10 protein-coding genes are annotated in these 13,745 nt (G+C 62.1%); 8 read left to right on the top strand and 2 right to left on the bottom strand.

What is annotated here, in order from left to right:
* The first annotated feature begins 537 nt into the window (after positions 1-537).
* The 4 genes from BM300_RS08315 to BM300_RS08300 all read left to right on the top strand — a co-directional run bounded on the left by BM300_RS08315 (position 538) and on the right by BM300_RS08300 (position 5,168).
* Positions 538-2,553 (top strand): ribonucleoside triphosphate reductase, encoded by a 2,016-nt coding sequence (locus BM300_RS08315; RefSeq protein WP_092145740.1) that lies wholly within the window; start codon positions 538-540, stop codon positions 2,551-2,553.
* Positions 2,554-2,584: 31 nt separating this feature from the next.
* Complete coding sequence (gene nrdD / locus BM300_RS08310; protein WP_003202433.1) at positions 2,585-2,746, top strand: anaerobic ribonucleoside-triphosphate reductase; 162 nt, start codon at positions 2,585-2,587, stop codon at positions 2,744-2,746.
* Entirely contained in the window at positions 2,743-3,438 is a 696-nt protein-coding gene (locus BM300_RS08305; protein ID WP_063320864.1) for an anaerobic ribonucleoside-triphosphate reductase activating protein, read from the top strand. Before nrdD ends, BM300_RS08305 begins: the two co-directional genes overlap by 4 nt.
* A 110-nt stretch (positions 3,439-3,548) precedes the next feature.
* Entirely contained in the window at positions 3,549-5,168 is a 1,620-nt protein-coding gene (locus BM300_RS08300; protein ID WP_092145737.1) for a methyl-accepting chemotaxis protein, read from the top strand.
* A 148-nt stretch (positions 5,169-5,316) separates the two neighbouring features.
* Here BM300_RS08300 and mhpT read toward each other — a convergent pair whose 3' ends face one another.
* Positions 5,317-6,540, bottom strand: a complete 1,224-nt coding sequence (gene mhpT / locus BM300_RS08295; RefSeq protein WP_092145734.1) for a 3-(3-hydroxy-phenyl)propionate transporter MhpT — start codon at positions 6,538-6,540, stop codon at positions 5,317-5,319.
* Between the two features lie 312 nt (positions 6,541-6,852).
* Between mhpT and BM300_RS08290 the strand changes: the two genes are divergently transcribed.
* On the top strand, positions 6,853-8,160 hold the full coding sequence (locus BM300_RS08290) for an OprD family porin (protein WP_092145732.1): 1,308 nt from the start codon (positions 6,853-6,855) through the stop codon (positions 8,158-8,160).
* Between the two features lie 460 nt (positions 8,161-8,620).
* Here BM300_RS08290 and BM300_RS08280 read toward each other — a convergent pair whose 3' ends face one another.
* Entirely contained in the window at positions 8,621-9,106 is a 486-nt protein-coding gene (locus BM300_RS08280) for a MarR family winged helix-turn-helix transcriptional regulator (RefSeq protein ID WP_014338127.1), read from the bottom strand.
* 213 nt (positions 9,107-9,319) lie between these two features.
* Here BM300_RS08280 and BM300_RS08275 point away from each other — a divergent pair, with 213 nt between their 5' ends.
* From BM300_RS08275 to BM300_RS08265, 3 genes are all read left to right on the top strand, one after another.
* Positions 9,320-10,150, top strand: coding sequence for a p-hydroxycinnamoyl CoA hydratase/lyase (locus BM300_RS08275; RefSeq protein WP_063320869.1), 831 nt, complete (start codon positions 9,320-9,322; stop codon positions 10,148-10,150).
* 108 nt (positions 10,151-10,258) lie between these two features.
* On the top strand, positions 10,259-11,707 hold the full coding sequence (locus BM300_RS08270; protein WP_092348666.1) for an aldehyde dehydrogenase: 1,449 nt from the start codon (positions 10,259-10,261) through the stop codon (positions 11,705-11,707).
* Between the two features lie 141 nt (positions 11,708-11,848).
* On the top strand, positions 11,849-13,726 hold the full coding sequence (locus BM300_RS08265) for a feruloyl-CoA synthase (protein ID WP_063325054.1): 1,878 nt from the start codon (positions 11,849-11,851) through the stop codon (positions 13,724-13,726).
* The last annotated feature ends 19 nt before the right edge of the window (positions 13,727-13,745 follow it).

The following is a 13,745-nucleotide window of genomic DNA, read 5'->3' as shown; positions in this document are numbered from 1 at the left end:
TGCGGTAACGGCCACTTAGGGTTCCGCCCTGACGGCGGCTCACTTTTGAGAAGCGCAAAAGTAAGCAAAACGCTTTTGCCCCACCACTCGGTGCCTCGCCTAGGCTCGGCATGCCCGAACGCAGGCATTGCTCCGTGGGCCGCCGCGAAGGGCCATCCATGGCCCAGCGCGGCTATCCCGGCATCCATGCCGGGATGCCCACTGCGCAATGCCTGCGTTCGGCCAGCGTGGTTAACGGGGCGCCGAAATCAACGTCCACCGCGAGGCGGCCTTATAGCCGGCCTGGCTCTGCGGCCATACCCCGATCCAACTGTGGGAGCGGGCTTGCTCGCGAAGGCGGCCTGCCAGCCGGCCTATTTCTTCCGGTCGCACCCCGATCCCATTGGACGAGGCGCATTGCCCCCCCTTCCAAGCGGGTTGGCCGTCGCTCCCGAATCTTGATATCGATCAATTGCAACTCGATCGTTTGGCCGTACTCTCCACTGCATATTGTGTTTATGCGAATCAAAAAGCCTATATGTAGTGTCTGGAGCCAAAATGCAGAGCACGTTGATCTCAGTAGGGTGTAACCGCTTGCACAAGCGCGATGGCAGTGTGGTCGCCTTTGATGCGGACAAGATCCGCCAGGCGCTGATCGCCGCTGGCAAGGCCACTGGCGAATACGCCGAAGCCGAGGCCGAGGCGTTGCTGGAGGCGGTGTTGGCGCGGTTGGAAGGGCAGACGCGGTTGAACGTCGAGCAGATCCAGGACCGTGTCGAGCGGGTGTTGATGGATGCCGGTTTCTTTCTCTCCATGCGTGCCTACATCGTCTATCGCGAGCAACACGGACGCCTGCGTCGGGATCGCCGTACGCTGGTGGAAGTCGCCACGTCGATGAACGAATACCTGGACCGCGAAGACTGGCGCGTACAGGCCAACGCCAACCAGGGCTATTCCCTCGGCGGGCTGATCCTCAACGTATCGGGCAAGGTCACCGCCAACTATTGGCTCGACGAAGTCTACAGCCAGGCCATCGGCCAGGCGCATCGCGAGGCGGACCTGCATATCCACGACCTGGACATGCTCGCCGGCTATTGTGCCGGCTGGTCGTTGCGCACCCTGTTGCACGAAGGTCTCAATGGCGTGCCAGGGCGGGTCGAGGCCGGGCCGCCCAAGCATCTGAGCAGTGCCCTGGGACAGATGGTGAATTTCCTCGGCACCCTGCAGAACGAATGGGCCGGCGCCCAGGCGTTCAGCTCGTTCGACACGTACCTGGCACCCTATGTGCGCAAGGACCAGCTCAGCTACGACGAGGTCCGGCAGTCGTTGCAGGAGTTCATCTACAACCTCAACGTACCGTCGCGCTGGGGCACGCAAACCCCGTTCACCAACCTGACGTTCGATTGGGTCTGCCCACAGGACTTGCGTGAACAGATCCCGATCATCGGTGGCGAAGAGATGCCGTTCGCCTACGGTGACCTGCAAGCGGAAATGGAACTGATCAACCGCGCCTACATCGAGGTGATGCAGGCCGGCGATGCGAAAGGGCGGGTGTTCACCTTCCCGATCCCGACCTACAACATCACCCACGACTTCCCGTGGGACAGCGAGAACGCCGACCGGCTGTTCGAAATGACCGCCCGTTACGGTTTGCCGTATTTCCAGAACTTCCTCAACTCGGACATGCAACCCAACCAGGTGCGGTCGATGTGCTGCCGCCTGCAACTGGACGTGCGCGAACTGCTCAAGCGCGGCGGTGGCTTGTTCGGCTCGGCGGAGCAGACCGGCTCCCTGGGCGTGGTGACGATCAACTGCGCCCGCCTGGGTTATCTGTACAAGGGCGACACCAGCGCGTTGCTGCAACGCCTCGATGCCCTGATGGAACTGGCGATGGAGAGCCTGGAGGTCAAGCGCAAGGTCATCCAGCATCACATGGATGCCGGTTTGTATCCTTACACCAAGCGCTACCTGGGCACCCTGCGCAATCACTTCTCCACCATCGGCGTGAATGGCCTGCACGAAATGCTGCGCAATTTCACCGATGACCAACAAGGCCTGCACACCGAGCAAGGCCGGGCATTCGCCCTGAAACTGTTGGATCACGTGCGGGCCACGCTGCTGCGATTCCAGGAAGAAACCGGCCACCTCTACAACCTCGAAGCCACGCCCGCCGAGGGCACCACCTACCGCTTCGCCAAGGAAGACCTCAAGCGCTATCCGGATATCTTGCAGGCCGGCAGCCCGGTCGCACCGTACTACACCAACTCGTCGCAACTGCCGGTGGGCTTCACCGAGGATCCGTTCGAAGCCCTGGAGCTACAAGACGAACTGCAATGCAAATACACCGGCGGCACCGTGTTGCACCTGTACATGGCAGAACAGATTTCCTCCACACAGGCCTGCAAGCAACTGGTGCGCAAGGCACTGGGACGTTTCCGCCTGCCGTACCTGACCATCACGCCGACCTTTTCCATCTGTCCGGTGCACGGTTACCTGGCCGGCGAACATGAGTTTTGCCCGAAATGCGACGAGGCCTTGCTGCTGCAACAACAGCGCCAGGGCAGCGTTCACTGATCCGATCCATCGACCGCAAGGAGCTTCACCCATGAATGCATCGCAAAGCCTTCCTCAAGCACAGCGTCAACGTTGCGAAGTCTGGACCCGAGTGATGGGTTATCACCGTCCGGTGGCGGCCTTCAACCCAGGTAAGCAGTCCGAGCATCGCGAGCGGGTGCATTTCACCGAACGCGCGGCCGGGCGTCCATGAGTCGAGTGCTACGGGTCGGGGGCATGGTGCCCCTGACCACCCTCGATTATCCGGGCCAACTGGCGTGCGTACTGTTTTGCCAAGGCTGTGCCTGGCGTTGTCGTTATTGCCATAACCCGCAACTGATCCCGCCGCGCGGTAGCGAGGAGGTGGATTGGTGCCGGGTGTTGGCGTTCCTGCAGCGCCGTCAGGATCTGCTCGACGCCGTGGTGTTCAGTGGCGGTGAGCCAACCTTGCAGGACGGCCTGGCGCCGGCCATGGAGGAAGTGCGGCAGATGGGCTTTCGCATCGGCCTGCACAGCGCCGGCATCAAACCGGCGGCCTTCGCCAAAGTGGTCGGTCTTGCCGACTGGGTCGGTTTCGACGTCAAGGCCTTGCCCGAAGATGCCCTGGACGTGACCCGTGTCGAAGGCAGCGGCGCCGCCAACTGGCGCAGCCTTGACCACCTGCTGGCCAGTGGCGTGGACTATGAATGTCGCACAACGGTGCACTGGCATCTGTTCGACCCCGAGCGGTTGCTGAACCTGGCCCGACGCTTGAGCGAACGCGGCGTCACGCGGTTCGCGGTGCAACTGGTGCGCACTGCGCGGATGCTCGATCCCCACCTTTCCAGCGTTTCGGCACAAGCCTTGCAGCCTGAGCTGTGGGCCGCCATGCGCGAGTTGTTCCCCTCGTTCGTCTTACGCAGTTGAGCGAGCGCCGGGATGAACGACCGACAGCGGCCCGGGATGACCGGGCCACACTTTTTTAGGTTTTCAAATGCGCTGCCAACCGGCAGGTAGTTGAACAGGGAGCATTTGATATGACCAGACTCACCACCGCCCAACGCATCGTGATCGGCTTTGCCATCGCGCCACTGGCCTTGATTGCCCTGGCGCTTTACGCCTTGAGCGACCTGGCGATGCTGCGCGACCAGGCCGAGCAGATCGTCAGGCAGGATTGGCCGAAGATCGACCCGATCATGGTGATCGCCACGGGCGTGCGCGATAACGCCAGGAATACCCGGGATTTGTTGATCGACAAGAACAATGCGCAAGTCCAGCAATCCATCGACGCCACCCGACAACGGATTACCCAGGCCTTCGCCACGCTGGAGCCGCTGTTCGATCAGCCTGAAGGCAAGGCCGCGTATGCCGAGTTGAAGAAACGGCGCGAGGCCTATGTGGCGGCGTTCGTCCAGGTGCAGGCGTTGATCCGCCAGGGCGCGACGGACGAGGCGATGACGCAGCTCAAGCAGGGCGTGATTCCGGCGGAGCTTGAGGTGTACAAAAGCCTCGAAGGGATGATGGCGATGCAGGGCAAGGTCTTTGTCGAACGTGAGCACTTGGCCCAGGCACGTTACAACGATGCGCGGCGCAACATGCTGGCGTTGGTGCTGGCCTGCCTGGCCCTGGTGACGACCGTGGCGATCCTGGTGACCCGCAGTGTGACCCGTCCCCTGGGTGGTGAACCCAATGACGCGGCGCGGGTGCTTAACCTCATCGCCCAGGGCGACCTGACGATCCGCGTGCCCGTGGGTGTCGGTGCCAATGACAGCGTGATGAGTAACATGCACGACATGCAGCAGAGTCTCAACAGCATGGTCCGGCACATTGCGGCCTCGGTGGATCGAGTGGCCAGTTCCTCCGAAGAACTGAGCGCGGTGAGCAGCCAGACCAGCAGCACCTTGCAGTTGCAGGGGCATGAAATCGAACAGGCGGCCGCGGCCGTGAACCAGATGACCGCCGCGGTGGACGAAGTGGCGCGCAATGCGGTGAGCACCAGCGAAGCCTCGCGGGTGTCCGAGCAAACGGCCCAGCGTGGTCGTGAACAGGTCCAGGAAACGGTGGCTTCCATTACCGCGCTGGCCGAAGGTGTGACGGACAGTTCCGGCCGAATCCAGCAATTGGCCGGGCGGGTACAGGACATCAGCTCGGTGCTGGATGTGATCCGCAGCATTGCCGAGCAGACCAATCTCCTGGCACTGAACGCCGCCATCGAGGCCGCCCGCGCCGGTGATGCCGGGCGTGGTTTTGCGGTGGTGGCCGATGAAGTCCGGGCGCTGGCTCATCGGACCCAGGATTCGACTCGGGAAATCGAGGGCATGATCGGTAATATCCGCCTGGACAGCGGGCATGCGGTGAGCTCCATGCAGAACAACAGCGAACTGGTGCAAGCCACGCTGCTGGTGGCCCAGCGCTCCGGCGAGGCCCTGGATGAAATCGCCCATTCGATCTCGCAGATCAACGAGCGCAACCTGATGATCGCCAGTGCCACGGAACAGCAGGCGCTGGTGGCGCGAGAGGTGGATCGTAACCTGGTGGACATTCGCAACCTGTCCGAACAGGTCATGCTGGGCGCGCGGCATACCGATACGGCGGGCCAGGACCTGGCGCAGATGGCCGGGTCACTGCATGAGACGGTGGCGCGGTTCAAGGTCTAGGCCGATCAATGTCAGGGCCTCGGCCCCACAATCCCTTGTGGGAGTGAGCTTGCTCGCGATAGCGGAGGGTCAGCTGGTGATAGTGTTGGCTGTGCTAAGGGTGGAACCCTAAGCCGCCGTTACCTAAATAACGGATATACACACCAAGTCAGGAGTTCCCAGCGACCGGCTCAGAAGCACCCAATCGCGGCCCGGCCGAATAACGAATCACACTAAGAACCGCCAACGTCGCAACCACCAACCCAGGAGACGTCGCCAGCAATACGGCCGTGGTCCCACCCCCTGCCGCCAGGATCTGTCCGGCAGCCAGCGGCCCGGCCACCGACCCCAGGCGTCCGATGGCCACCGCTGCACCAACCCCCGTCGCACGTACGGAGGTAGGGTAGGAGGGCGGCGCCAAGGCATAGAGGACCAATTGCGCAGCCATGACAAACAACCCAGCGGCGAACCCGGCAATGGCCATCGGCACGATACCGACCGAAAACCCAACCCCGGCCAGGGCGCTCAGCAGTCCGGCATAGACGAACAGCACCACCTTGATGCCATTGCAACGGTCCAGCAACAGGCCACCGAGCAACGAGCCCAGCGCTCCGCCGATGTTGAACAGCATTTGCACCAGGCCGGCCTGGGGTTTGCTGAAGCCCTGTTCCAGCAGCAACGACGGCAGCCAGTTGAGCAACATGTACATCACCGTCAGGGTGAAGAAATAACTCAGCCACAGCGCCAAGGTGGTACGGCCGCGACCTTCACCAAACAGCGCCTGAGTGGTGGAGCCGCGCGCTGTGCCGCCATCCAGCGCCTGGCGAAAGGCGCTGGATTCGGGGAGCCACAAGAGCATCAGCGGGACCACCAACAGGGGCGCCAACCCGCCGATGAAAAACGTCATCTGCCAGTGTTCGCCAAACAACATGGCGACCACTGCCGCCAACGCACCTCCCAACGGAACGCCGGCGTACATCACGCTGATGGCCGTGCCCCGGCGCTGCTCGCCCACGGCTTCGGCGCACAGGGCGATGAGGTTGGGCAGGGCGGCGCCCAAGCCCAGGCCGGTCATGAAACGCACCAGCAAGAGGCTGGAGAAGTGTTCGACATAAGCGGTGCTGAGGGAAAACACGCCGAACAGCAAGACAGCGGCGATGAGAATTTTCTTGCGACCGATGCGATCAGCGATCCAGCCGCCAAAGAACGCACCAGGCAACAGCCCGATGATCCCGGCACTGAATACCCAACCCATCATTTTCGGGTCGAGGGCAAACGTCTGTCGCAGCCCTGCGGCTGCGGTACCGGCTGACTGAAGGTCGAAACCCTCGATCAACGCGACGATGAAACACAGGGCGATAGTCAGCGTCGCACGACGCGCCGGACGGTTCATGGCAAATCCTCTTATTGTTTTTGTGAGGGACACCGGCTCGGAGGATAACCGGCAGGCGCATTTAAGATTAACAAAGCTAACTAAAAAATGAAGGATGCCAAGGAGGAGTCATAAACGGGCCAGATCATTATGAAAATCAGGGGCTTGGTACGAATATTCAAGTCAGTTGGTAAATTAGTTAATGATATTAATGTTCGATTATCGGTCAGTGTTGATTGACGAAGGGCCCTCGCGGTTTCCATTCTTGGTTCCCACGGCCCCTATCACCAAGGCTGGGCCGATCAAAACAACAACAATAAGTGGATATCGAACATGCCAAACCTTGCCCGGGACGCCTCGATGGCGCGCCCTGTTTTCTCGTTCGCCAGTCTGCTGGCCTGCCTCGGGCTGAGCCTGGGTTCTCCTGCCTTGCGGGCGGAGGGCTTCATCGACGACAGCCACGGTACCCTGACCCTGCGCAATTACTACATGGACCGCGACTACAAGGACGGCGGCGCCAAGACCGCGGCCAGGGAGTGGGCTCAAGGTGTGTTCATGAACGTCGAGTCGGGGTTTACCCCCGGGACGGTTGGGTTCGGCCTCGATGTGAGGGGGTTGCTGGGCATCAAGCTCGACTCATCGCCTGACCGAAGCGGCACCGAACTGTTACCGGTATCGAGCAGCGACAAGCGTGCGGCGGATGAGTATTCGCGCCTGGGTGTGACCGGTAAGCTGCGTTTCGCACAAACCACGGTGAAGACCGGCGATGTGTCGATCTTCCTGCCGTTTGCCTTTGCCAGCCCATCGCGGCTGCTGCCGCAGACTTTTCGCGGGACGACCCTCAGTTCCAAGGACATCGACGGCTTGACGTTGAACACCGGCTATATCGATCGCATCGCCCGGCGCGATTCCACCGACTACCAACCGATGAGCATCGCCTCGCCCAACCGTCGTTTCAACGGTGCGGCGACTTCGTCCCATATGGCTTATGGGGGCGGCGACTACCAGGTCAACAAAGACCTCAGCCTGCGGGCTTACCACGCCGAAGTGGCGGATTTGTATCAACAGAACACCTTGGCGTTATTGCATAACCTGCCCTTGGGCGATGGCGTCCTGACCACTGACCTGCGCAGTTTTTTCAGCGACGAAGACGGCGCGGCCAAGGCTGGCAAAGTGGATAACCGCAACGTTTCGGCGCTGGTCGGCTATCGCCTGGGCGGCCATCGCGTGAGCCTGGGCTACATGCATTCCAGTGGTGATACGGCCACGCCTTATGTGTCCGGCACCGAGCTGATGGGCTTGAGCGAAATGACCATGAGCTCGGATTTCCTCAATGCCAAGGAACGCACCTGGCAGGCGATCCATGACTACGACTTTGCCGCCGTGGGCGTGCCGGGCCTGCGCAGTCGACTGCGTTATGTGCGTGGTGATCACATCGAATTGGCGGCTCTCAATGCCGAGGATCGCAAGGAGCGTGAGTTCCAGATGGAGCTGGGATACGTGATCCAGGGCGGCCCGCTGAAAAACGTCGGGCTGCTGGCACGCAAATCGATCTATCGCAACAACTTCCCGGGTACGGCGGCGTTTCGCGACGAGAACCAGACCCGGTTCCTGGTGACGTACAGCGTGCCGATCTGGTGATGCCTTGACGAGCCATGCAGTGCTTTTGTGGCGAGGGAGCTTGCTCCCGCTGGGCTGCGAAGCAGCCCCCTTCGCGCGCCACCCTGATTATCGGTGTTGTTGCAGACTTTTCAGGGCCGCTGCGCGCCCCAGCGGGAGCAAGCTCCCTCGCCACAGGGGAGCGGTGTCCTTAAAACGTCGGGCTGCTGGCACGCAAATCGATCTATCGCAACAACTTCCCGGGTACGGCGGCGTTTCGCGACGAGAACCAGACCCGGTTCCTGGTGACGTACAGCGTGCCGATCTGGTGATGCCTTGACGAGCCATGCAGTGCTTTTGTGGCGAGGGAGCTTGCTCCCGCTGGGCTGCGAAGCAGCCCCCTTCGCGCGCCACCCTGATTGTCGGTGTTGTTGCAGACTTTTCAGGGCCGCTGCGCACCCCAGCGGGAGCAAGCTCCCTCGCCACAGGGGAGCGGTGTCCTTTATTGGTAAACCTTCTTCAACAACCGCAGCAACTCCTCACGCTCAGCCCCTGAAAGGGTCGCCGTGGAATCCAGGTCACTCTGCGCGGCGATTTGCTTGAGTTCCTTGAGCAAGGTTTCGCCAGTCTTGCTCAGGAAGATCCCGTAGGAGCGTTTATCCGGCTTGCACCGCACGCGCACGGCCAGGGCCCGGCTTTCCAACTTGTTCAGCAGCGGCACCACTTGCGGTGGCTCGATCGTCAGGGCCTTGGCCAGGTCAGCCTGCATCAGGCCGGGATTCTGGTCGATGATTGCCAGGGCCGAGAACTGGGCAGGGCGCAGATCGTGGACGGCGAGCCGGCCAATCAGGTTCTGGAACAGTTTCAACTGGGCGCGGCGCAGGGCGTAACCGATCAGGTCATCCAGTGCGGAGTCCAGCGGCGCTTGCGCGTCGGTACCGGCAGCCAGGGGCTCGGCGGGTTCGGCAAGCTTGGAAGACTTGGCCATCGAAGTGAACTTCCTCAAGGTAAGTGGTTAACAAGGCTATCCAGTTTGCCGGGGTTGCGACGCCCTGGCTATGGGCTTGCGCAGATTCGAGATTTGTAACCTTCGATCCAGGTCCGGGAAAAGACAGATAAATCGATTAATAGTTAATTGACATAACTATTTTTCCGGTTTAGTTTTTGATCATCTTCAGCCAAGAACAAGAGAGCACGCATCATGAGCAATTACGAAGGTCGCTGGAAAACAGTCAAGGTCGATATCGAGGAGGGCATCGCCTGGGTCACCCTCAATCGCCCGGAAAAGCGCAACGCCATGAGCCCGACCCTCAACCGCGAGATGATCGACGTGCTCGAGACCTTGGAGCAGGATCCGGCCGCTGGCGTATTGGTGCTGACCGGGGCCGGTGACGCCTGGACCGCTGGCATGGACCTCAAGGAATATTTCCGCGAAGTGGATGCGGGGCCGGAAATCCTCCAGGAAAAAATCCGTCGCGAAGCGTCGCAATGGCAATGGAAACTGCTGCGCATGTACGCCAAGCCAACCATCGCCATGGTCAACGGCTGGTGCTTTGGTGGCGGTTTCAGTCCGCTGGTGGCGTGCGACCTGGCGATCTGCGCCGACGAAGCGACCTTCGGCCTCTCGGAAATCAACTGGGGCATCCCGCCGGGCAACCTCGTCAGCAAGGCCATGGCCGATACCGTGGGCCATCGCCAGTCGCTGTACTACATCATGACCGGCAAGACATTCGGCGGGCAAAAAGCCGCCGAAATGGGCCTGGTCAACGAAAGCGTGCCCCTGGCGCAGCTGCGTGAAGTCACCGTGGCGCTGGCGCGCAACCTGCTGGAGAAGAACCCGGTGGTGCTGCGGGCCGCCAAGCATGGTTTCAAGCGCTGCCGCGAGCTGACCTGGGAGCAGAACGAGGATTACCTGTACGCCAAGCTCGATCAGTCGCGCCTGCTCGACACCGAAGGTGGCCGCGAGCAGGGCATGAAGCAGTTTCTGGACGACAAGAGCATCAAGCCTGGCTTGCAAACCTATAAGCGCTGAATCGACTGGCGAATGGCGGGCCGCATCCCGCTGTTCGCTGCGCCGCCTTGGCGCTACTGTTACACCGCTGCGATGTATTCCCGATAAAGACAATAAAGAGGAATCACCATGCTGGACGTGCCCCTGTTGATTGGCGGCCAGTCGTGCCCTGCCCGTGACGGCCGGACCTTCGAACGCTGCAACCCGGTGACGGGTGAGGTGGTGTCTCGCGTGGCCGCCGCCACTCTGGAAGATGCCGACGCCGCGGTAGCTGCTGCCCAAGCGGCGTTTCCCGCCTGGGCCGCATTGGCGCCTAACGAACGCCGGACGCGGCTGTTGCGTGCGGCCGAGCAGTTGCAGGCCCGCAGCAGTGAATTCGTCGCTGCTGCCGGCGAGACCGGTGCCATGGCCAATTGGTACGGTTTCAACGTGCACCTGGCGGCGAACATGCTGCGCGAAGCCGCTTCCATGACGACCCAGATCAATGGCGAAATCATTCCTTCGGACGTGCCTGGCAGTTTCGCCATGGCCCTGCGTCAGCCTTGCGGCGTGGTGCTGGGCATCGCCCCTTGGAACGCTCCGGTGATTCTCGCCACCCGCGCCATCGCCATGCCCCTGGCTTGCGGTAACACCGTGGTGCTCAAGGCGTCTGAAATAAGCCCGGCAGTGCACCGGCTGATCGGCCAGGTGTTGCAGGACGCAGGGCTGGGTGACGGCGTGGTCAACGTGATCTGTAACGCACCTGCGGATGCGCCGGCCATTGTCGAGCGATTGATTGCCAACCCGGCGGTGCGTCGGGTCAATTTCACCGGTTCGACCCATGTCGGACGCATCGTCGGCGAACTGTCGGCGCGCCACCTCAAGCCGGCCTTGCTGGAACTGGGTGGCAAGGCGCCGCTGCTGGTGCTGGACGACGCCGACCTGGACGCCGCGGTGCAAGCGGCGGCCTTTGGCGCTTACTTCAACCAAGGCCAGATCTGCATGTCCACCGAGCGACTGATCGTCGATGCCCGTGTGGCGGATGAGTTCATCGCCCGCTTGGCCGCCAAGATCGCCACCCTGCGCGCTGGTGATCCGGCGGCCGGCGATTCGGTACTGGGCTCGTTGGTCGACGTCAGTGCCGGCCAACGCATCAAGGGGCTGATCGACGATGCCCTGGCCAAAGGCGCAACGCTGGTCACGGGGGGGCAGTTGGAAGGCAGCATCCTGCAGCCGACGTTGCTCGACGGCGTCACTGCGCAGATGCGCCTGTACCGCGAAGAGTCCTTCGGGCCGGTGGCCGTGTTGCTGCGCGGTGACGGCGATGAAGAGCTGCTGCGCCTGGCCAACGATTCCGAGTTCGGCCTGTCGGCCGCCATTTTCAGCCGCGATACCACCCGTGCGCTGGCCTTGGCCCAGCGGGTCGAGTCGGGCATTTGCCACATCAACGGGCCGACCGTGCACGACGAGGCGCAGATGCCTTTCGGTGGGGTCAAGTCCAGCGGTTACGGCAGCTTTGGCGGCAAGGCGTCCATCGAGCATTTCACCCAGCTGCGTTGGGTGACTTTGCAGAACGGTCCCCGGCATTACCCGATCTGAAACCCGTCGCATCGCGGGCGGTCGAGCCTTGAACGCCGTCGCCCCGATGCAGGCCAGAATAATAATGACAAGGCCGCAGCCTGGTGCTGCCACGCTCCGCTCGCATCGCGACCCGAGTGTGCCTTGGTGGAGGAAATGTACGTGAGTTCCGAGTCCAGATCGTCCTCCCGACCCGAGGCCGGGCGGTATCGCCAGGTATCGATTGGTCATCCTGCCGTGGAAGTCCGGGAAGAGCGTGGCATCTTGCACATGCGCTCCCTGGAGCCCTTGGCCCCGCTGCCAGCGCGGTTGCTCGAGCGCCTGGTGCACTGGGCCAAGGTGCGCCCGGAGCAGACGTTTATCGCTGCCCGTGAAGCCGGCGGTGACTGGCGTCGAGTCAGTTATGCCCAAATGCTCGACAGTGTCCGAGCCATCGCCCAAAGCCTGCTCGGTTACGGTTTGTCAGCGGAAAAACCCTTGGCGCTGCTTTCCGGCAACGACATCGAGCACCTGCAAATGGCCCTCGGCGCGATGTACGCCGGTATTCCCTATTGCCCGGTTTCGCCGGCCTATTCATTGCTGTCCCAGGATTTCGCCAAGCTGCGTCACGTCTGCGATCTGTTGCAGCCAGGGCTGGTGTTTGTCAGTGAAGCCGCACCGTTCGAGCGCGCAATCACTGCCGTATTGCCGGCGGACGTGCCCTTGATCACAGTGCGTGGCGAGATAGCCGGCCGGTCGAGGACAAGCTTCGCCAGCCTGCTGGTCCAACCCGGCGGCGCCGAGGCCGAGCAGGCGTTCGCTGCCACCGGCCCGGACAGCATCGCCAAGTTCCTGTTTACCTCAGGCTCCACCAAGCTGCCCAAGGCGGTGATCACCACCCAGCGTATGCTTTGCGCCAATCAGCAGATGCTGCTGCAGACCTTTCCGGTGTTCGGCGAGGCGCCGCCGGTGCTGGTGGACTGGTTGCCGTGGAACCACACGTTCGGTGGCAGCCACAACGTTGGCATCGTGTTGTACAACGGCGGCACGTTCTACCTGGACGACGGCAAACCCACCGCCCAGGGCTTCGCCGAAACCCTGCGCAACCTCAAGGAAATCTCGCCTACCGCCTACCTGACCGTGCCCAAGGGCTGGGAGGAACTGGTCAACGCCCTGGAGCAGGACGATGAATTGCGCGAGCGATTCTTCAAACGCATCAGCCTGTTCTTCTTTGCGGCGGCGGGCTTGTCCCAAAGCACCTGGGACCGGCTCGACAAGGTCGCCGAACAGCATTGCGGCGAACGTATCCGCATGATGGCGGGCCTGGGCATGACCGAGGCGGCGCCGTCCTGCACCTTCACCACCGGGCCGTTGTCCATGGCTGGCTACATCGGCCTTCCAGCGCCTGGCTGCGAGGTGCGCCTGGTGCCGGTGGACGGCAAGTTCGAAGGGCGTTTTCGCGGGCCGCACATCATGCCCGGCTACTGGCGCTCGCCGCAGCAAACTGCCGAGGTATTCGACGAGGATGGTTTCTACTGTTCGGGAGATGCGATCAAGCTGGCCGACGCCAGCAATCCGCAACTGGGGCTGATGTTCGATGGGCGGATCGCCGAGGATTTCAAATTGTCTTCCGGTGTCTTCGTCAGTGTCGGGCCGTTGCGCAATCGGGCGGTGCTGGAGGGCACGCCCTACGTCCAGGACCTGGTGATTACCGCACCGGATCGCGAGTGCCTGGGGGCGCTGGTGTTCCCACGGCTTGCTGAATGCCGGCGCTTGTCAGGCCTGGGCGGGGATGCCAGTGACGCCCAGGTTCTTGCCAGCCCGACGGTGCGCCAATGGTTCGCCGACTGGCTGCGACGCCTGAACCGTGAAGCCAGCGGCAACGCCAGTCGCGTGGAATGGATCGCCTTGCTCGATGAACCGGCGTCCATCGACCGCGGTGAAATCACTGACAAGGGCTCGATCAATCAACGGGCGGTGTTGCAGTGGCGGGCGGGGAAGGTGGAGGCGTTGTATCGCGGGGAGGATGCGTCGATTTTGCGGGCGGGACCTGTGGCTTAAAGCGAGACCTTGTGGATGT

The sequence above is a fragment of the Pseudomonas sp. NFACC46-3 genome (genome assembly GCF_900114515.1).
In the GTDB taxonomy this organism is placed as follows: domain Bacteria; phylum Pseudomonadota; class Gammaproteobacteria; order Pseudomonadales; family Pseudomonadaceae; genus Aquipseudomonas; species Aquipseudomonas fluorescens_Q.
The sequence above is the reverse complement of the archived record's forward strand: the minus strand, read 5'-3'. Positions and strand labels throughout refer to the sequence as shown.

Bases quoted from the DNA above. Each gene is read 5' to 3' on its own strand.
- BM300_RS08275 (WP_063320869.1), top strand. From the start codon at position 9,320: ATGAGCAATTACGAAGGTCGCTGGAAAACAGTCAAGGTCGATATCGAG.
- BM300_RS08305 (WP_063320864.1), top strand. From the start codon at position 2,743: ATGAGTCGAGTGCTACGGGTCGGGGGCATGGTGCCCCTGACCACCCTC.
- BM300_RS08315 (WP_092145740.1), top strand. From the start codon at position 538: ATGCAGAGCACGTTGATCTCAGTAGGGTGTAACCGCTTGCACAAGCGC.
- mhpT (WP_092145734.1), bottom strand. From the start codon at position 6,540: ATGAACCGTCCGGCGCGTCGTGCGACGCTGACTATCGCCCTGTGTTTC.
- nrdD (WP_003202433.1), top strand. From the start codon at position 2,585: ATGAATGCATCGCAAAGCCTTCCTCAAGCACAGCGTCAACGTTGCGAA.
- BM300_RS08290 (WP_092145732.1), top strand. From the start codon at position 6,853: ATGCCAAACCTTGCCCGGGACGCCTCGATGGCGCGCCCTGTTTTCTCG.
- BM300_RS08300 (WP_092145737.1), top strand. From the start codon at position 3,549: ATGACCAGACTCACCACCGCCCAACGCATCGTGATCGGCTTTGCCATC.
- BM300_RS08270 (WP_092348666.1), top strand. From the start codon at position 10,259: ATGCTGGACGTGCCCCTGTTGATTGGCGGCCAGTCGTGCCCTGCCCGT.
- BM300_RS08280 (WP_014338127.1), bottom strand. From the start codon at position 9,106: ATGGCCAAGTCTTCCAAGCTTGCCGAACCCGCCGAGCCCCTGGCTGCC.